The organism is Mesobacillus sp. (genome assembly GCF_047739415.1).
Taxonomy (GTDB): domain Bacteria; phylum Bacillota; class Bacilli; order Bacillales; family Cytobacillaceae; genus Mesobacillus.
On the sequence record NZ_JBIQOE010000311.1, the window covers coordinates 23,256 to 42,620 of the forward strand.

General features: G+C 44.7%; 21 protein-coding genes. 12 read left to right on the forward strand and 9 right to left on the reverse strand.

All coding sequences use genetic code 11. From position 1 onward, the window contains the following. Window positions 1-157: 157 nt before the first annotated feature. The 6 genes from ACH0QE_RS25455 (at window position 158) to ACH0QE_RS25480 (ending at window position 10,007) form a co-directional block, all read left to right on the forward strand. Window positions 158-1,729 carry a fatty acid--CoA ligase gene (locus ACH0QE_RS25455; protein WP_415803163.1) on the forward strand — a complete coding sequence of 524 codons (1,572 nt, stop codon included), beginning with the start codon at window positions 158-160 and terminating at the stop codon, window positions 1,727-1,729. Window positions 1,730-1,747: 18 nt separating this feature from the next. Further along, entirely contained in the window at window positions 1,748-2,833 is a 1,086-nt protein-coding gene (locus tag ACH0QE_RS25460) for a CaiB/BaiF CoA transferase family protein (protein WP_415803164.1), read from the forward strand. Window positions 2,834-2,880: 47 nt separating this feature from the next. After that, window positions 2,881-4,500 carry a long-chain fatty acid--CoA ligase gene (locus ACH0QE_RS25465; protein ID WP_415803165.1) on the forward strand — a complete coding sequence of 540 codons (1,620 nt, stop codon included), beginning with the start codon at window positions 2,881-2,883 and terminating at the stop codon, window positions 4,498-4,500. 471 nt (window positions 4,501-4,971) lie between these two features. Further along, window positions 4,972-6,696 (forward strand): ABC transporter ATP-binding protein, encoded by a 1,725-nt coding sequence (locus ACH0QE_RS25470; protein ID WP_415803166.1) that lies wholly within the window; start codon window positions 4,972-4,974, stop codon window positions 6,694-6,696. Then, entirely contained in the window at window positions 6,690-8,483 is a 1,794-nt protein-coding gene (locus ACH0QE_RS25475; RefSeq protein WP_415803167.1) for an ABC transporter ATP-binding protein, read from the forward strand. Before ACH0QE_RS25470 ends, ACH0QE_RS25475 begins: the two co-directional genes overlap by 7 nt. Before the next feature lie 183 nt (window positions 8,484-8,666). Continuing rightward, window positions 8,667-10,007 carry an ATP-binding protein gene (locus ACH0QE_RS25480; protein ID WP_415803168.1) on the forward strand — a complete coding sequence of 447 codons (1,341 nt, stop codon included), beginning with the start codon at window positions 8,667-8,669 and terminating at the stop codon, window positions 10,005-10,007. Window positions 10,008-10,350: 343 nt separating this feature from the next. Here ACH0QE_RS25480 and ACH0QE_RS25485 read toward each other — a convergent pair whose 3' ends face one another. The 4 genes from ACH0QE_RS25485 to ACH0QE_RS25500 all read right to left on the reverse strand — a co-directional run bounded on the left by ACH0QE_RS25485 (window position 10,351) and on the right by ACH0QE_RS25500 (window position 12,448). Then, the gene (locus ACH0QE_RS25485; RefSeq protein WP_415803169.1) at window positions 10,351-10,602 is read right to left on the reverse strand and encodes a small, acid-soluble spore protein, alpha/beta type; all 252 of its coding nucleotides are present in this window, start codon (window positions 10,600-10,602) and stop codon (window positions 10,351-10,353) included. A gap of 495 nt (window positions 10,603-11,097) precedes the next feature. After that, complete coding sequence (locus ACH0QE_RS25490; protein WP_041967972.1) at window positions 11,098-11,283, reverse strand: YfhD family protein; 186 nt, start codon at window positions 11,281-11,283, stop codon at window positions 11,098-11,100. Between the two features lie 79 nt (window positions 11,284-11,362). Next, complete coding sequence (locus ACH0QE_RS25495; RefSeq protein WP_023625568.1) at window positions 11,363-11,482, reverse strand: YfhE family protein; 120 nt, start codon at window positions 11,480-11,482, stop codon at window positions 11,363-11,365. 66 nt (window positions 11,483-11,548) lie between these two features. Further along, window positions 11,549-12,448, reverse strand: a complete 900-nt coding sequence (locus ACH0QE_RS25500; RefSeq protein WP_415803170.1) for a TIGR01777 family oxidoreductase — start codon at window positions 12,446-12,448, stop codon at window positions 11,549-11,551. Window positions 12,449-12,549: 101 nt separating this feature from the next. On the opposite strand from ACH0QE_RS25500, the gene recX reads away from it, so the two are divergent. Then, window positions 12,550-13,362: a recombination regulator RecX gene (recX, locus tag ACH0QE_RS25505; RefSeq protein WP_415803171.1), complete on the forward strand. Its 813-nt coding sequence runs from the start codon at window positions 12,550-12,552 to the stop codon at window positions 13,360-13,362. Between the two features lie 16 nt (window positions 13,363-13,378). On the opposite strand, the gene ACH0QE_RS25510 is transcribed toward recX, so the two are convergent. After that, entirely contained in the window at window positions 13,379-14,056 is a 678-nt protein-coding gene (locus ACH0QE_RS25510) for an SDR family NAD(P)-dependent oxidoreductase (RefSeq protein ID WP_415803172.1), read from the reverse strand. Window positions 14,057-14,192: 136 nt separating this feature from the next. On the opposite strand from ACH0QE_RS25510, the gene ACH0QE_RS25515 reads away from it, so the two are divergent. Then, a complete protein-coding gene (locus tag ACH0QE_RS25515) occupies window positions 14,193-14,528 on the forward strand; it encodes a YfhH family protein (RefSeq protein WP_415803173.1) in 336 nt (111 codons plus the stop codon). Window positions 14,529-14,573: 45 nt separating this feature from the next. Here ACH0QE_RS25515 and ACH0QE_RS25520 read toward each other — a convergent pair whose 3' ends face one another. Beyond that, window positions 14,574-14,756 carry a small, acid-soluble spore protein K gene (locus tag ACH0QE_RS25520; protein WP_023625563.1) on the reverse strand — a complete coding sequence of 61 codons (183 nt, stop codon included), beginning with the start codon at window positions 14,754-14,756 and terminating at the stop codon, window positions 14,574-14,576. Window positions 14,757-14,873: 117 nt separating this feature from the next. On the opposite strand from ACH0QE_RS25520, the gene ACH0QE_RS25525 reads away from it, so the two are divergent. Further along, a complete protein-coding gene (locus ACH0QE_RS25525) occupies window positions 14,874-15,143 on the forward strand; it encodes a YfhJ family protein (protein WP_415803175.1) in 270 nt (89 codons plus the stop codon). Window positions 15,144-15,566: 423 nt separating this feature from the next. Here the strand turns inward: ACH0QE_RS25525 and ACH0QE_RS25530 are convergent, their stop codons facing one another. Next, window positions 15,567-16,553: a metal-dependent hydrolase gene (locus tag ACH0QE_RS25530; protein WP_415803176.1), complete on the reverse strand. Its 987-nt coding sequence runs from the start codon at window positions 16,551-16,553 to the stop codon at window positions 15,567-15,569. A 147-nt stretch (window positions 16,554-16,700) separates the two neighbouring features. Here ACH0QE_RS25530 and ACH0QE_RS25535 point away from each other — a divergent pair, with 147 nt between their 5' ends. After that, on the forward strand, window positions 16,701-16,997 hold the full coding sequence (locus ACH0QE_RS25535; RefSeq protein ID WP_415803178.1) for a hypothetical protein: 297 nt from the start codon (window positions 16,701-16,703) through the stop codon (window positions 16,995-16,997). An 81-nt stretch (window positions 16,998-17,078) separates the two neighbouring features. Then, window positions 17,079-18,152 (forward strand): A/G-specific adenine glycosylase, encoded by a 1,074-nt coding sequence (gene mutY, locus ACH0QE_RS25540; RefSeq protein WP_415803182.1) that lies wholly within the window; start codon window positions 17,079-17,081, stop codon window positions 18,150-18,152. A gap of 221 nt (window positions 18,153-18,373) precedes the next feature. Here the strand turns inward: mutY and ACH0QE_RS25545 are convergent, their stop codons facing one another. Then, a complete protein-coding gene (locus ACH0QE_RS25545) occupies window positions 18,374-18,598 on the reverse strand; it encodes a hypothetical protein (RefSeq protein WP_041967588.1) in 225 nt (74 codons plus the stop codon). A 193-nt stretch (window positions 18,599-18,791) separates the two neighbouring features. After that, complete coding sequence (locus ACH0QE_RS25550; RefSeq protein WP_415803179.1) at window positions 18,792-18,977, reverse strand: hypothetical protein; 186 nt, start codon at window positions 18,975-18,977, stop codon at window positions 18,792-18,794. Between the two features lie 83 nt (window positions 18,978-19,060). Here ACH0QE_RS25550 and ACH0QE_RS25555 point away from each other — a divergent pair. Beyond that, window positions 19,061-19,365 (forward strand): SDR family NAD(P)-dependent oxidoreductase (locus tag ACH0QE_RS25555; RefSeq protein ID WP_415803180.1); only part of this gene is annotated, 305 nt, incomplete at its 3' end.

Sequence of the window (19,365 nt, forward strand, 5' to 3'; positions counted from 1 at the left end):
GGCGCCCGAAAACAGCAGAAGTGAGAAAAAGAGGTTACCAATAAGGGCTATTGGCGCCCAAAAACAGCAGAAAAGAGAAAAACAGGTCACCAATGGAACTGCTATATATAGCTACTCTGTAAAGCATAAAACCGACATTTTATTAGGAGGAATGCAAATGAGCACGACGATCGGCAAGATTTTTGACCTGACGGTAATGAAGTTCCCGAATAAGGAAGCCCTTTATGATGTGCGTAAAAATGTCCGCTTTACTTATATTGAATGGAATGATGAAGTGAACAGGCTTGCCAACGCGCTCCTTGCTGAAGGAGTGAAGAAAGGCGACAGAGTTTCTACGTTCACGTTCAATACCGAGGAGTTGGGTACTGCGTTTTTCGCTTGTGCGAAAATCGGAGCGGTTTTCAATCCAATCAACTTCCGGCTGATGGGAGAGGAGGTCGCTTTTATCCTCAGCGACGCCGAGCCGAAGGTTGTTCTTTTTGAAAAGGCGGTAGAGCCTGTTATCACGGCCATTGAAAAGCGATACCCGCATATCGCTTTCTGGTACATCGATGCAGATACACCAGAATACGCTCAAAGCTACCATGAAAAAGTAGAAGCTGCGGAAACGAAGCCTGTTGAGATTGAGGTAGACGAAAACGATCTGTATGCCATTATGTACACAAGCGGGACAACCGGCAGGCCCAAAGGTGTTATGCACAAGCACCGCAATATGGTCGAGCAGAGCCTGATCGTTGTAGGTGCAACTAAACTTGGTGCAAACGATAAAGGTTTGGTGACTGCGCCTATGTTCCACTGTGCCGAGCTCCATTGCGCGTTCCTTCCGAGGATCCATGTGGGCGGCAGCAATGTCATCCTTCACCAATTTGCGCCAAAGAAAGTGCTTGAGCTGATAGATTCGGAGAAAATCACTAAGTTCTTCGCGGCACCAACGATGTGGAATATGCTTTTGCAGGAGAATCTATCAGATTATAATATCGAAAGCTTGAAACTGGGACTGTACGGAGCTGCTCCGATGGCGCCTTCACTTGTCCGCGCCTGTCACGACAAACTTGGCATCAAGCTAGTCCAGGCATATGGAATGACGGAAATGGGTCCTGCTATCACCTTCCTTTCTGAGGATGACCAGCTATCAAAAGCTGGTGCGGCCGGCCAGGCTTGCCTTAACCATGAGATCAGGATAGTCAGGCCGAACGAGGATGGCCCTTCAAATCCTGACGATGTCCTTCCACCAGGCGAAAGCGGTGAAATCATTGTCCAGGGTCCATGCATGATGTCCGGCTACTTCAATCGTGAAGAGGCTTCTGAAAAAGCGATGTATAAGGGCTGGTATCATTCAGGAGATATCGGCTACCTGGATGAAGAGGGATATCTATGGGTCAAAGACAGGGTGGATGACATGATCATCAGCGGCGGTGAAAATATTTATCCACGTGAGGTAGAAGATGTTCTTCATGCTCATGAAGGTGTGCTTGATGTCGCAATCGTCGGCCAGCCGGATGACCGCTGGGGTGAATCGGTGACGGCTTTTGTCGTGAAAAAAGATCCACAGGTAACCGAAGAGGAATTGGATGAATGGTGCAAAACCAGCGACAGCCTGGCAAACTACAAACGCCCGCGTAAATACCTGTTTGTGGATGCACTCCCTAGGAATGCGAGTGGCAAGATCCAGAAATTCATGCTCAGAAAGCAAATGGAAGAATTGTTTTCAAAAGGGCAGCCGACGTAATGGAAAGGGTTTTTTACCATGTTAGACGGTATTAAGATAGTAGACTTTACCAATTATATCCCGGGACCTTTTGCGACCCTGAGGCTGGCTGAACTAGGGGCTGAGGTTGTCAAAATCGAAGCGCCAGAGGGGGACCCGGCAAGGAACACAGGGGAAGGATATGTATTCAACGCCCATAACCGCGGCAAGAAGAGTATCGTTATCAACCTCAAGCAGGCAGAAGGAAAGCTTCTGGCACTTGACTTACTCGCCAGGGCGGATGTAGTTGTTGAGAGCTTCAGGCCAGGAGTGATGGAAAAGCTGGGCCTGGGTTATGAAGCTGTAAAAAAGGTCAATCCTGGAATCGTCTATTGTTCGGTGACGGGATACGGCAGGAATGGGGATATGAGCAACCTGGGCAGCCATGACCTGAATTACATGAGCTTGAGTGGTGCTTTGGCCCAGATGAAGGACAGCGAAGGCAAGCCTATTCATCCAACCCATACGTTTTCTGACTATATCGGGGGCATGGCGGCTAGTGAGCGAATCCTTGCCGCACTGGTAGCCCGGGGGAAAACAGGGGAGGGCAGCTATCACTGCATTTCCATCGCTGACAGTATGGCTTCATTGATGGCAAATCATGTCTTGATCGAAAAAGAAACAGGCTATCCTAATGGTGTTTCCGTTCTGAACGGCACCGTCATTGGATACGGTCTGTACGAAACGAAGGACGGCCGCTATGTCAGCCTTGGGGCACTCGAGCCAAAGTTCTGGTGCAACTTTTGCCAGGCTGTCGGCCGGGAGGATTGGCTATCCGCGCATTATTCCAAACCGAAAAGCTCAAATCCTGTTTACCTTGAGCTTGTTGAGCTGTTTAAAAGTAAGCCACTCTCAGAGTGGGCTGATTTTGGCATGAAGGTCGACTGCTGTCTCACACCTGTTCTTGAGGCGGGAGAACTGGCCCACTACCCATACTGGAGAGAAAAGGAATTTATAATGCCAGAAGGCCAAATCAAAATACACGGAGATTTGCCAGCACAAGAGGGATCAGCTCCGCCGAAAAAAGGAGAACAGACAGAAGAGATTTTAAGAGATTGGATTAGTTTAAAAAGCAGCAAATACTAGAATGACAGGTAAGACCTATTTTAAAAAGCGGAAGGGGAAATGTCGGTATGATGAATGTTCCATTGACAGTAGGATCACTATTGGAGAGAGCAGAAAAGTTTTTCCCGAAAAAACAAGTGGTGTCACGGACACTATCAGGTATTCACCGATTCACATACAAGGAGATTGGCGAGAGAACCCGCAGACTTGCCAGTGCGCTTGAAAAGCTCGGTGTGGAAAAAGGCGACAGAGTTGGCACGTTTGCCTGGAATCACCATCGCCATCTTGAAGTCTACTTCGCCGCTCCGGGGATGGGGGCTGTCCTTCACACAATCAATATCCGACTGTCTCCTGAACACGTCTCTTACATTATCAATCATGCAGAAGACAAGGTGCTGCTCGTCGATGAAGACCTGGTGCCGCTGATTGAGCGAAGCAAGGACCAATTTAAAACAGTAGAGGCATACATCATCATGACCGACAAAGGCGAGCTGCCGGAAACAACATTGGAGCCTGTCTATTCTTATGAGGAACTTCTTCGGGAGGGTAGTCCGGAGTTTGAATTCGTGAAAGATATTGATGAAAATGATCCAGCGGGGATGTGCTACACGTCTGCAACCACTGGCAATCCTAAGGGAGTTGTTTATTCCCACAGAGGCATCGTCCTCCATAGCTACGCTTTCGGGCTGGCGGATACGGCAGCACTTTCTGAAACTGATGTCGTATTGCCTGTGGTCCCGATGTTCCATGCCAATGCCTGGGGCATGCCATTCGCTGCGACATGGTTCGGCTCGACCCAGGTACTGCCTGGACCTCTATTCACTCCAAAGCTGCTTGCTGATCTAATTGAACAAGAAAAAGTCACCTTCACCGCAGGGGTGCCGACAATTTGGCTTGGCTTGCTGAATGAGCTTGAAAAAGGAAGCTATGATACATCTTCACTAAGATCGATTGTATGTGGCGGTTCTGCAGCGCCGCGTGGCATGATCAAAGCATTCGAAACAAAATATAAGATTCCATTCCTGCACGCATACGGCATGACCGAGACCACTCCGCTGGCAACTGTATCACGTTTGAAGAGCTACCAGGTCGGCTTGGACGAAGATGAAATTTTAGACATCCGCTCCAAGCAAGGTCTCCTTGTCCCTGGCCTAGAAATGAAGGTCATCGGCGGAAATGGCGAAGTCAAGTGGGATGGCGAGGAAATGGGAGAATTATTGTTGCGTGGACCTTGGATTGCGGACGAATATTACAAGGATGAGCGTTCGGCAGATGCTTTCCGCGATGGCTGGCTGCACACTGGCGATGTGGCGACTGTTGACGAAGAAGGCGTCATCAAGCTGGTCGACCGTACGAAGGATCTGATCAAGAGCGGCGGCGAATGGATTTCATCAGTCGATCTTGAGAATGCCCTTATGGCTCACGAGGCTGTCTTTGAAGCAAGTGTCGTCGCTGTCCCGCACGAGCAGTGGCAAGAACGCCCGGTTGCATGTGTCGTACTGAAGGAACAATATAGAGGCAAGGTTGATAAGCAGGAAATACTGGAATTTATCGCCCCACAGTTCGCCAAGTGGTGGCTGCCGGATGATGTTATATTTATGGAGGAAATTCCGAAGACCTCGGTCGGCAAATTCCTGAAACGCGCACTAAGAGACCAGTTGAAAGATCATCTGGTGCAGAACTCTTAATAGAAAAGAGAAAAAATATATTTCGAGCAGCATCGTCTTGATAAACGATGCTGCTTTTTTAGTTGTAGACTGTTTTAAAGCTTATTGTTGTTATTAAGTCCTGTTGATTGGAGTGTAAGGCGGGCAGACTCCTCCGAAAATGCTAACGCATTTCCATCGTGCGTGGGCAGGTTCGAGGAAGCTCAATCAATGTCCTGCGGGATCAGCTGGACAGGTGAGACCCAACAGGAGCTTGCTCCGAGGAGGCTCAGCGCCAGCCCTGCGGAAAGCGAAGCGCCTGGAACGGAAATCAACAGTCAAATTTAACACAGCATAGGATGTATAAAGACGCCAATAACAAAATTTAATCATCCAAAGGCAAAATAAATTATTCTCTTTCAATTCAAAAAATTCACCAAAAGAGGTATGATAGTAGATATAAAATTCGTAAGCCGAAATAATCAAGATCGTTTCAACGGGGGTCTCATCTTCATGAGTATATTTTCATTTGTAAAACCATATCGCATCCCGATTGCGGCTGCGCTGAGCTTGATGCTCGTCGAACTCGCGGTTGAACTTGTGCAGCCGCTGCTGATGGCTAAGATCATCGATGAAGGAATTGTAGCCAGGGACCTGGATACTGTCATCAAATTAGGCGGAATAATGCTCGTTATTTCATTCCTTGCATTTGCATCCGGAATCACGAATTCGTTTATCGCTGCCCATGCAGGCCAAAGTTTTGGCTATGATTTGCGCGAGAAGCTGTTCGCCAAGGTCCAGGCCTTTTCATTCACGAACTTCAGTAGCTTTCCATCATCTTCATTGATTACCAGGATCACCAATGATGTGACACAGCTGCAAAATACATTCTTTATGAGCCTGAGGATTGCGATGCGTGCTCCACTGTTGGTCATCGGGGGAATCATTATGGCCATGCTCGTCAATGTGAAATTGTCGCTCGCATTTGTCATCATTATTCCGCCTCTTCTGATTTTCCTGATATGGATCATGACAAAAGCGGCAGGCTTATTTAAAAGTGTCCAAAAACGACTCGACAAAGTGAACGGAGTCATGAGGGAAAATCTTGTCGGCATGAGGCTGATCAAGGCTTTTGCCAGAGGTGGCTATGAAGGTACAAGATTTGAAAATGCGAACAATAACCTTAAGGATAAAACGGTGTTCGCTTTAAGGGTTACTGAGGTAACGATACCAGTCCTGCTGTTATTCATGAACCTGAGTGTGATCGCTGTTCTTTGGTTTGGGAAAATAGAAGTCCAGACTGGAAGCGTATCCGTCGGTGAAGTGGTTGCGATTGTCAATTATGCGGCCAGGATCACCAGTGCTTTTTCAATGTTTTCCTGGATTATCATGGTGTTATCCCGTGCCCGGGCGTCTGCTGAGCGTGTGACCGATGTCCTGAATGAGCAAATCGACCTGGAAGATACACTAGAAAGCAATAAGGAGTATGGGATTACCAAAGGGGAAATTGAATTTGACAAGGTTTCATTCCAATTTCCGAACACCAATATCCCAATACTCCAGAATCTATCCTTCTCCATTGCTGCCGGTGAAACAGTGGCTGTATTGGGGGCTACTGGTGCCGGGAAGACATCGATGTTCCAGCTTATCCCCCGGTTATATGATGTAACAAGTGGGGAAATCCGAATCGATGGCCGGAAGATTAGAGATTTTAAACTTAAAAGTCTTAGAGAGGGAATTGGCTACGTTCCTCAGGAGGCTATGCTGTTCACTGGTTCCATCAAGGAAAACCTGGCCTGGGGTAAAAAGAATGCCACCGATGAGGAAATGGTTAAAGCGGCTTCGGATGCCCAAATCCATGACACGATTGAAAAACTTCCTGATCGATATGATACTCTTCTCGGGCAAAAAGGCGTCAATCTGTCGGGCGGACAGAAGCAGCGACTATCCATTGCACGGGCTTTAATCAAAAATCCGAGAATCCTGTTGCTTGATGACAGCACAAGTGCGCTTGACCTGAAAACGGAAGCAAAGCTGCTTAATTCGATAAGCCAATACAAATGCACAACAGTCATCATCACCCAAAAGATAAGCACAGCTAAAGAAGCTGACAAAATCCTTTTGCTTGAAGATGGCTCCTTAATCGGATCCGGGGACCATGAGTATCTGCTGAAGCATTCTTCCCTTTATCAGGCTATTTACGAGTCCCAATTCGGGGAGGTGAAGGCAGAGTGTTAAAAAAGCAGAGCAAAACTGAGCAAAAGACTAATTCCGCAAAGGGAATTGCGCCAACGGTTAAAAGGATTTGGGCATACCTTGCAGACCAGCGGAGCCTGCTGATCCTTGTCTTATTAATGGTTGTGGCCAGTTCGGTCCTGGGTCTTTTGGGACCATTCCTGATAGGATGGGGAATTGATGAGTATTTTGCGACAGAGTCCACTGACGGATTCATTTGGCTGTTAGTCGGTCTTGGCGTTGTGTATGGGCTGCACTCTTTAACCTTATGGTTCCAGAGCTACTGGATGATCGGGATTGCCCAGAAGACTGTTTATACAATGAGGAAACAGCTTTTCACACACTTCCATAAGCTTTCGATTGATTTCTTCAACAAACGTCAGCATGGCGAATTGATGAGCAGGGTAACCAATGATATTGAGAATGTCAGCGCAACCCTGAATTCTTCAGTCATCCAGATTTTTTCAAGCGTGCTTACGCTGGTGGGAACCCTTGCTGTCATGATTTGGCTGAGCCCGTTGCTCACGCTTGTCACGATGATCATTGTGCCGCTAATGTTCATGGGGATGAAGTGGATTACGAGCAGGACAGGGAGGCTATACAAAGAACAGCAACGCCGGCTTGGTGAAATGAATGGATATATTGAAGAAACGATTTCTGGCCAGAAAATCATTAAATCCTTCTCACAGGAACCGAAAGTAATTGAAGAATTTCGCATTAAAAATAAGAAGTTAAAAGAGTCCGGTTATTGGGCTCAGACCTTTACGGGGTTTATTCCGAAATTGATGAATATGCTCAATAACCTGAGCTTCACCATTGTGGCGGCAGTTGGCGGCTACTTTGCGCTTCAAGGGTACGTATCGATTGGGACAATCGTCATTTTTACTGAGTACTCCAGGCAGTTCACAAGACCTCTGAATGACCTGTCCAACCAGTTTAATACATTACTTTCTGCGGTCGCAGGAGCTGACAGGGTTTTTGATATTATCGATACAGAAGAAGAGACGATCGATCAGAAAGGAGCTGCCCCCCTTCAGAATATCAATGGAAAGGTCGAGTTCAAAGATGTATCTTTTTCATATGAAAAAGGCGGAGATACCGTATCTAATTTGAATTTCAATGCTGAACCAGGCCAAAGTGTTGCCTTGGTTGGACCAACAGGAGCCGGCAAGTCCACGATCATCAACTTAATTTCACGCTTTTATGAACCGGATAAAGGTAAGATTTTAATTGATGGATATGACAGCAAAAAAATCACCCGTGAAAGCTTGCGGACACAAATGGGATTTGTCCTCCAGGATTCATTCCTTTTCCAGGGCAGCATAAGGGAAAACATCCGCTACGGCAGGCTGGACGCAACAGATAAGGAAGTAGAGCAGGCTGCAAAGGCAGCGAATGCCCATTCCTTTATCCAACGGTTGCCAGAAGGCTATGACACCGTGTTGAGCCAGGATGATGCTGGCATCAGCCAGGGACAAAAGCAACTCTTGTCCATCGCAAGGGCAATCCTGGCTGATCCTTCAATTTTGATTCTCGATGAAGCAACGAGCAGTATTGATACGATCACAGAACTTAAAATCCAGGAAGCCCTCCAGCATCTGCTGAAGGGAAGAACAAGCTTCATCATCGCCCACAGGTTGAATACGATTAAAAGCGCAGACCAGATTATCGTAATCGAAAATGGGCAGATCATTGAAAAAGGCAGCCATGACGAATTGCTGGCCCAAAAAGGGTTTTACCATAGTCTATATACGAGCCAGCTGGAAAAGAAAATGTTAATGAATTATTAGGAAGCCTCCGGGTTTCCTTTTTTACTTCCTATAGCCCTTCGTAACACGATGTGGTTAGGCGGGGCAACGCTTGTCGGGGCTGACCAAAGCGCTTGCGCTTTTCTTATAAAATATGACAAATTTCCCGGGCAATAGAGGATTCGTGAAAAGTTTGTCGTATTCCTAATATGAGAAGGAATCCATATGGCTTTATGCAAAAACCAAACCTCTTCGAATGGAGAAGATGAAATGCTTGCTGAGAAACTTCTTTTAAACGTCCTTATTATACTTCTGCCAATCTTTATTCATAGTGTTCTTTTTGATAATAAAAGTGTTGGAAAGTCCCCTTACTTGTGTGGGGTACTTCAAAGTCTCGCGGTGTTTCTCTCTCTTGCGTTTTCATTTGAGGAAGGTGGTTTGTACTGGGATCTTCGTTACGTACCAATGGTACTGGCCTTTTTATATGGAGGCCCGATTGCTGGTGCTATGGTCTTGGTCTCCTACCTGGCCACAAGGACATTTATGGGCGGGGACCTTCTGCTCGGATATGCGAGCGGTTTCCTGGCAGCTCTTATTCCATTCATGTTCATGAAGAAATTTTGGACATTCGATGCAAAGAAGAGAATTAGGACAACTGTCCTTGTAGGGTTATGGCCCTCACTTTCAATGCTGCTGATTCTTGTGGCCAATATTTTTCTTAATGACGCAACAGCTGAAGACACAAATCAAATCATGATGAATGTAGGGATTTTTGGCGCAATACAGGTTTTTGCCGTTTGGGTAGCAGCGATTCTGAATGAGTCCTTGATCGAGAAGGATTTAATGAGAAAAGAGATCCTGCGCGCTGAAAAACTGAATACACTGGGTGAACTAGCTGCATCAATCGCGCATGAAATCCGGAATCCATTAACAGTGGTAAAAGGTTTTTTGCAGATGATGCATAAGCAAGAAAAAGGGGATAATTATTACTATTTGAGCCTGGTCCTGACTGAACTCGGCAGGGCGGAATCCATCATAAATGATTATCTGAATTTCGCCAAGCCTCAATTCGAAAAAAAGGAAGATGCCGAGCTGGCAGAAATCATTACTGAAGTCACGTTGCTTTTAGAGGCATTCGCTGCAAAGGAAGGAGTCCAGGTGAATGTCCAGCTGGAGTGGGGGGTCTATGTAAAAACCGACAGGAACCAGTTGAAACAAGCTCTAGTGAATATTATAAAGAACGGGATCGAGGCTACGGATGAGGGCGGGGAAGTCAACATCAGCCAGGTTTCGGCCGGTAATGAATCATATGTAGTGATTTCGGATACGGGAAAGGGAATGGATAGTGCGCAAATAGCCAGACTTGGTACATTATTTTATACAACCAAAGATAAAGGCACAGGACTTGGAACTTCGGTTTCAATCAAGATCATTGAGGCTATGGGAGGTACGATTTCGTACAAGAGCGAAAGGGGAGTCGGGACAGAAGTAACGATAATCCTGCCGACATACAAGCAGAAACCATCTGATCATACTGAACAGACCCAAATGAATAATGCAATCTAAATTGTTTGTGCATTAGAAAAAGCGAACCAGATTCCGGTTCGCTTTTAAGTAACTTGCTACTCCACAAGATGTATAAAAAATCATCCATTATAAACTTTGCCGCGGTACAATTTCCACTTGACCATTTTTAAACCTAAACGACACAAGCCCTACCTCTCTTGTATCCTTACGGCTCCGAAGCCGATCCAGTGTGAATAAGTTGATACCTAAAAATAAAAGCAGAACGCCATTAATTGTTTACATAATTATAGTTGTGATTCAAGTTACTTCTTTTTGGCGAAGCTTTATCATTATATGATATTTTCCAGCAGCTGTCAATCGTTTTTACAAATAGTTGAAATCCTTACTGTTTACGCAGATTTTCCTGAGCCATTTTAACGAGCTCGCGAACCATATTTCCGCCCAGTCTGCCTCCAACTCGACCTGCTTCTCGCGTTGAAAGATTTCCGTTATACCCCTTGTTCAATGGGACACCAATCTCCCTGGCTGTTTCGTATTTAGCGTCCTCCGATTTCATTGTTCCCGCTACCTGCGCCTTTAGATCATCCAATGCCACTCTAGCTTCAGGTACAAGTATTTTATTCCTTCTTGCCATGGGAATCCCTCCGTATTGTTAAAAAATTAGCTCCAATTAGGAATAGTATTTGATTTATTTATGTAAATTATTTAAGCCTTCATTAATGAATAATGGTTTGCAGCGTTTAATATTAGGGTAATATTAATGGCGATTATTTATCACCACACTTATCAACAGGTAAAATCATTGTTTTTCGAGTACTCCACAGACTTATACACACTATCCACAAAAAAACTTAAAAAAAATTGCATGATTAAAAATTCAATAATAGTAAGTGATTTGCAGAGTTGTTCACACTATCCACATTAATGTTGATAACTGCAGAAAATAATTATTTTGAACAATTGGTGAAAGCCATTGTGTAACTTGGAGAGAGAGCGTATAGTAAAGATATCAAAGTTAGTGAAAACATTCACAATATAAATCCCGATGCTAACTGTTGATTTATTCCCCCTTCCCCTTAAAAGAGAAAGCAGAATCCTGGATGGATTCTGCTTTCTCTTTTATTATGGGTTATTTTCGGTGTTTTTTTGCACGTCCATCCGCAGCCCTCGATCGAGCCAGCGCTTCGAGATCAGCCTGATCGGCAAGCTCTCGGTTGAATTCCACATCAATTCCATCAGATTTCATATTCTTTGGAACCTGAGGAAGCGAAGCTTTATTTCGGTCACGTGTTTTATGTCCATGAGAACGACCCATTCGAAAAAACCCCTTTCAGGATAAAAGTACGGAAAAAGAAGCATTTTATTTTCTGCAAGAAAGAGGTGCTTAATGCTTATTATCTCTTTCCATTTGTATAGCCGGCTGCTCTGTCTGCCTTCTTGAATTCATGGCTGTATGTAACTTCCTGCATGCTTGATAAAGTGCTTTTGGTTTTATCACGTTTCTTTTTGTCCATTGGTTGCCACCCTTTCAAATTGATTTACTTTACCAGTATTTCCTTGTTGAAAGGTATTAAACAGCATTATTTGTCGAAAATTTCTTTCAGTGCATCTTCCAGTTCTGGATACCTGAATGTAAAACCTGTGTTGAGCAATTTTTCTGGAATAGCACGCTGTCCTTCCAGTACAAGAATGCTCATTTCTCCCAGAAGTATTTTTAGCGCAACTGAAGGCACAGGCATCCAATGAGGGCGATTAATAACTCTGGATAAGGTTTCTCCGAACTGCTCCATTTTAACCGGGGAAGGCGCTGTGAAATTAACAGGACCATACACTTTAGTATTCTCGATGACGAACATAATCCCGCGTGTGACATCCTCTATATGGATCCATGAAAGCCATTGCTTGCCCGAGCCAATCTTTCCTCCAGCAAAAAGTTTATAAGGGAGAACCATTCGCGGTAAAGCACCGGCGTTTTTATCAAGGATGACACCAAAACGGCAAAGTACATGTCGAACTCCCATGTGTTGAACCTCGGAGGCTGAAGCTTCCCATTGACCAACTGTGTCTGCAAGGAAGTCATTTCCTTCATTTGATTGTTCTGTAAATTCCTTGCTTAATGAGGTGCCATAATAACCTACTGCACTGGCATTGACTAAAATAGAAGGCTTTGAGGGAAGTTCTTCAATAAATCTTTTTACCTCAGATGTTGCCTGCAGTCGGCTATCAATGATTTTCTTTTTATACTCATCCGTCCATTTGCTATTGATTGTCGCGCCAGCAAGATTGACTATAGCATCAATGCCCTCAAGCTCCTTTTCAGGTCTGTCTCCGGGGTTGAGCCATTGAACATATTTTGAGTTGATGCTTTGTGATTCACTTGAATTCCGAGTTAATATAGACACTTGGTGGCCCGCCTGTATTAAATGACTGCTTAACGCTTGGCCGACAAGTCCAGTGCCTCCGGTAATCGCAATTTTCATCAAGATCCTCCTCAAATAAATTCTCTTGTTACTATAGTACTTCTTTTAATATGATAAACCTCCTTTGAATGTGTTAAAGTTTCATTAGAGGTGAAAATCACATGCCAGTGATTACAAAGATTTCTGTACAAAAACATAATAAGGAACGATACAGCATTTTTACCGACAGCGGCAGAGGGGAAGAGTATGCCTTCAGCGTTGATGAAGATGTGTTGATTAAGCACAACCTGAAAAAAGGGATGGAGCTCGATGACTTTTCCGTAACAGAGATGCTTTTCCAGGATGATATCCGCAAAGCCTATAATACGGCAATCAATTACTTAGCTCACCGCATGAGGTCTGAAGCTGAAGTGCGTGACTACCTGTTGAAAAAGGAAATCGCTGATCCCGTCATAAAAGAAGCAATCCATAAATTATATGAATACAAATTCCTGAATGACGAGGAGTTTGCCAATGCATTTGTCCGCACCCAGCTTAATACAACGGACAAGGGAGCCGAGGTCATTAAAATGGAATTAAAGAATAAAGGGATATCTCCAGATTTGATCTCTAAGGTAGTAGAAGAGGTTTCGTTCGATGAGCAGTTGGAAAAAGCGATTAAGCTTAGTGACAAATATGCACAGAAGAATAAGAAAGATTCTTCAAAAATCCTTAAACAGAAAATAGAGCAGATGCTTCAGCGTAAAGGATACTCCTTCGCGATTATCCGGGCTGCCCTGGATGAAACAAAAGTGGAGAAAGAAGAAGACGATGAGATGGATGCATTAAGGATCCAGGGGGAGAAGCTGCACAACAAATACAGTAAACTGCCAGAACGTGAATACAGGCAGAAGCTGAAAATGGCATTGTACCGTAAAGGGTTCCCAATGGAAATGATTGATGAATTCATTACTGAAAAAGAAAATGAGGAATAAAAAAATCATGACAATGTCATGATTTTTTGGATTCTATAACAATTTCGTCTTTTTCTAGATTTTGAATGATGATTTCCGCCACTTCAGCAGGAGAGCGAAGTCTTGATGGGTCAGCAACGTGGTCGCTTTCTTCCCAGAACGGAGTATTCATGCCCCCCATGTAAGCAGCGACAAAGCGGATTCCCGTTCCTTCATATTCCTTTTGCAAACTCTCAGTGAACCCTCTTACGGCGAACTTGCTGGAGCAGTAGACTGCTTCATTCTTTTTCCCGCGAAGTCCCGCGGTCGAAACGATGTTGAGAACCAGTCCATCATTATTCAATTCCAGGTAAGGGAGGATGGTTTTCGTCATCTGGATAGTCCCGAATACATTAGTCTGGAACATCTCTTCGATTTCTTTATCTGAGATCTCTGAGAATGGACCGAAATAACCAAGCCCGGCATTGTTGACCAGTCCGTAAATCTCATATTTTTTACTAATCATTAAGGCTTTTTCCTTGATGTCTTCCAGATTGCGGAGATCAAGTACAAGGTCTGTTGCACTCCCTCCTGATTCTTCGATCTGGGTTTGTACGTTTTTCAGCTTATCTTCGGTTCTTCCTGTTAGGATCAAATGGTAACCTTGTTTGGCCAAAAGAAGCGCTAGCTCCTTCCCAAGGCCGGTACCGGCACCAGTCACAATGATTGCTTTCATGATAGCCTCCTTAAGATAACATGCTATAATTTAGTTATAACTTAAATGCTTGAATGATAATAGTAGGTTGCTTCAAGATGGCTATAACAAGTGATGGAAGGAACCTAAAACGAAAATGATCCAGGAGTGAATATACATGGGCAGAGAAAAAAGATACAGCGAGTTATCTGAATATGAATTAAATCAGGAAATTGCCAGTCTCCGTGACAAGGCTAGAAAAGCAGAGCAGATGGGGATGGTTAGTGAGCTTGCCGTATATGAACGGAAAATTGCCATGGCCAAATCATATATGCTGAACCCGGATGATTTCAAGCCGGGAGAAATCTATGGTATCGATGGGGACCCAGGAACCTATTTCAAAATTGATTATATGAATGGAGTATTTGCCTGGGGTGCTCGTCTAAATGGTGACGGAAGAGAAGAGGCACTGCCAATTTCCCTTTTGTTAAAATTGGAGCAAAACCAGATTTAAGTATCTGGCTTTGCCCGTAGTCCAGCTGTTAAACGAAACTTCTTTTTAATGGTCTTTTATGACCGCTGAAGTGTCATCTTCACGGTGAGATGATGCGTACATGCGCTCCTGCGGATGAGTATTGATGGTACCATCAGCTCTTCTCGAAGCATATTCTGCTTTTGCCCGGGGTTCGCCCTCGAGCTTATTGTTGTTCTGGTTTGGGAAGTTAGTTACTTTATTTCGCATATTGCCCTCCGTGACGGGTAAAATTACGTGTATGCCAAAAAAGCTGCACGCATTTATAGTATTGGATAAATACAATCATTCATAACTACATTAAAAATTGGCAAAGGGTGAACACGATTGCAAGAAAATCTTGAGAAGCTAGCAAGCCTGCTGCAGGAAAAAAACAATGGCATCTCTTATGAGCAGGCTTTGACATGGGTGGAGCTTTTGTGGGGAGACTTCGAGTCAACCTACGCAAAAGCAGGACATAAATATATGGGCAGCGAAATGACCGAAAAAGTGGTCCGTCAATGGATCGAAAATTACGGCGGACAGCTTCATGAATTTGTTGCCAGGAACCCGAAGTATAAGCATTTATTAGGTCAGGACTCAGGTCAAACCCATTAATGTATAAATCCCCGCATTGGCGGGGATTTTTTTATGAAGCTTCGGCCAAAGAATGTGTTAGTCGCTAAAAGAGTAGAAATGTGCCCGGTTAGAAGGAGAAGCCGGAAAACCGGTAGCATAATTGGCAGAAAAGTGCCCGGTTAGAGGGAGAGTTCATAAAACCGGTAACATAATCAGTGGAAAAGTGCCCGGTTAGAGGGAGAGTTCATAAAACCGGTAACATAATCAGCGGAAAAGTGCCCGGTTAGAAGGAGAGTTCATAAAACCGGTAACATAATCAGCGGAAAAGTGCCCGGTTAGAAGGAGAGTTCATAAAACCGGTAAGATAAACCATTCTTTTTTAGAAAGCAAATTACCCGAATCCAACTCTCCACACTTCTGCTAAAAATTTACATAAAAAAACCGGGTGATAAATACCCGGTCCTATCCTTCTCCAGGAAGGAATTCCAATTTCTTTCGCAGTTTTTCTTCACTGTATATCCAGCCCGTGTAGGAGCTGAGTATTTCCAGATCCTTGCTGAGATTCACGACAGCGACGAAAGGATAATGTCCGTTGCTGCGATAGCGCAGGTCAATGAACCTGACTTCGTAATAGTCATCATATTCATCGCATTCCCAGCGGTAGACTGGTGAGAAAGACAGGAACGCTGACAGGTTCTTGTCTTTTTTTGCTGCTTCCAATACTGGAGTTTCCGGGACGGGTACACGATTGAATTGGTCAAGGATCCTTACATGGTGCTTGTGTCCGCGGCCGACAAAGAACTGGTGCTTATTCATCACAGCTACTCGCCAATGATTGAATTTCATTGTTGGGGCGATGATGATATCGGTCGCATCCGGAACAATATTTTCAACCGCCCGTCTGATGCGATGCTTCATGATAAAGCGGTAAATATAATAGAACACCAGGATTGCATAGATCGTTAAAAATGTATATCCAGGGTGATATCCAAATGCCCAGAGGAACAACCCGACGACATGAAGCGCAAAAATAATCGGGTCAAATGTATTGATTACCCCCAGCGCGACCCATTTCGACGAAAAAGGACGCAATGCCTGTGTCCCATAGGCGTTGAAAATGTCGACAAAAACATGAAGGAATACAGCAATAAATGTCCAAATCCATAAATGCAGCAAATTTGCTTCTGGATAGAAAAAGTAGATTGTCCCAGAAATAAGCAGCGGCCACAGGAGGACTGCTGGAATCGAATGGGTAATGCCGCGGTGATTTCGTATATAGACGGCATTATTCCTCAACTTTAAAACAGTATCGATATCAGGGATTTGCGAGCCAACAAGTGTAGCAATCAGAACGCTTGAGGCAGTGGCGGTGCTTTCGCTGACAGAAGGGTCAAGAGTAGCTAACCCGCCAAGAGCGAATCCCATCACAACATGGGTTCCAGTATCCATGGAAACAGCCTCCTTTTTTAAAAATTTCTTTTACGTAAAACCAGGGTTTGGCAGGTAAAAGTCCTTGTCACAATACGAATAATAGTTTACTTTTAAAGGGCTGTATCAATCAGTCCCTTCACGAAACACATAAAGGAGCTGAATAAATTGATTCAGATGATCGTCCAGTATGAAGTAAAACAAAATCTGCTCAGCCAATACCGTGAAACAATCGATAAAATCTCAGTAATGCTTCCTGATTTTGAAGCTGATATGTTTTCATATAGCCAATCGGAAGAGCGTAATTTTTTCGTTGAATCATTCTATGTCCCGACCGAAGCCCATTACCATGCATTGAAAAAAATGCGGCTATCCCGGAACCATTCCGTCTTCGGTATCCTCGAGGACTTTGTCCCGGGCGGGTTGGAACGGATGGGCTTCATGGCGATTAAGCAGAAGCGTTAATATTATATTCCCAAATATCCGGAAAGTTTAACACCTGGAGGAACGAAAGTGGCAACTGACATCAAGAAATGTATAGATAAAATGGATATAAAATCCTTTCAGGATGACTTGATAGGATGGTTTGTAAGTGAGCAGAGAGAACTGCCATGGAGAAAGGACCAAGATCCTTACAAAGTGTGGGTATCAGAAATCATGCTCCAACAAACTAGAGTAGATACTGTCATCCCTTATTTTAATCGATTTTTGGAAAACTTTCCAACGATAGAGGCGCTAGCCGCCGCTGATGAAGAAAAAGTCCTTAAAGCATGGGAAGGACTCGGTTATTATTCCCGAGTCCGTAATTTACAATCCGCAGTTAAAGAAGTAAAGGAAAGATACGGCGGCAGAGTCCCGGATTCCCCGGAAGAGATTTCAGCTTTAAAAGGTGTTGGCCCGTACACTGCCGGAGCCATCCTGAGTATTGCCTATGGAAAACCTGAGCCTGCGGTCGATGGGAATGTCATGAGGGTATTATCTCGTATTTTGTTGATCTGGGAGGACATAGCCAGGCCAGCGTCCCGTAAAATTTTTGAAGCGGGGGTCAGGGAGCTAATATCTCATGAGAACCCCTCCTATTTCAATCAGGCGTTAATGGAGCTTGGAGCTCTTATTTGCACCCCGACCTCTCCTTCCTGCCTGCTTTGCCCGGTCAGGGAACACTGCGAGGCATACCATGAGGGAGTTCAAAATGAATTGCCGGTAAAAACCAAGAAGAAAAAACAGAAAAACGTACAGCTTGCGGCTGGGGTTTTCAGAGATGGTGAAGGAAGGATCCTAATTCGGAAAAGACCTGGAACCGGCTTGCTGGCTAACCTGTGGGAGTTCCCGACTGTTGAGCTGAGCCTCGACTTCCAGAGACAAAGAGACCAACTGGCGGAGCATTTTGAAGAGAACTATGGCTTATCACCAAAGATAGGTGATTCCATAGGCGAAATCGACCATGTATTTTCGCATTTGGTATGGAACATACAGGTATTCAGCGGACAATTTACCGGCGAAATCTCCGAGACGCCACAGCTAAAATTGGTTACCGAAAAGGAAATCCAGGAGTTTGCCTTTCCGGTACCATACCAAAAAATGCTCAAGCAGTATCTTGAATATAAAAAGGCTGACTAACCATCGGGATTAGCAGTCTTATTTACTTAAAATGAAATATAAGCTCCTAGTATTAAGATTAGTGTTTAGCTTCAACGCCTAGCCCCTCGAGTCGCTTGTCTTGCTGCGGCTCCTAACTCCTCGAGACGTTTCGGTCCTGCCAGTGAAGTCAAAGAGCGACTTCACTGTCAGGACCTCCAGCGCTTGTCGGGGCTGATCAAGGCGCTCTCGCTTTTCGAATATCAGTCGTAGCTTACTTTCGTTCCATGCGTATAATCGGCTTCGCCGCGGTTCAAACCGCCACGGCTTTCGATTTCTTCAACGATTTCCCTGTGGATCGTCTGGCCTTCGGCATTCAGGTAAGGGACCATTTGCTGGAGAGAATGATGGAAAAAAGCAAGCTCGCTATCCTTCCAATCGGTTTTGGACATCATCGATAATTCAGTCATATCGCGGCCTACATACATCAGGAATCATCCTTTCGTAAGATTATCAACCTAAAGAATAGTGTTTTCAATATCAGGGGTTTTTATCACAGATTTCATGGACAAGGAACATATCCTTATTGTCTTATATACCTGAACAGGCTAAAATGAAACAAAATTAAGGTTCTGCTTAGATTTAAATGAAAGTTTAAACTTTCAGCACTTAGATTAGTGTCTAGCTCCAGCGCCTAGCCCCTCGAGTCGCTTGTCTAGTTTCGACTCCTAGAAACTCCGAAACTTCAACTCCGCCGGCAGAAGCAAACAGCGCTTCTTTGTCGGAGTCTCCAGTTTCTGCGTTTCTAGACAGTCGGCTATACATTTCGATTTCGGTCCGCCCAATGAAGTCAAAGAACGACTTCACCGGTCGGCCCTCCAGCGCTTTTCGGGGCTGACCAAGGCGCTTGCGCTTTTCTTAGCAAGAACTGGATAGAAAGGGATTTTCACATGACACAAAAAGTTGCACTTATTACCGGAAGCAGCCGGGGAATCGGAAAAGCTGCTGCCCTCAAGCTCGCAAAAGAAGGGTATGACATCGTTGTCAATTATGCCCGCAGCAAAAAGGCAGCTCAGGAAACAGCAGAGGAAATCGAAGCCATTGGCCGGAAGGTCCTTGTCGTTAAGGCGAATGTCGGGGATGTCAGCAAAATCAAAGCAATGTTCGAACAAATCGAAGCGGAATTCGGACGGCTCGATATCTTCGTTAACAATGCAGCTTCAGGCGTGCTGCGACCGGCGATGGAGCTTGAGGA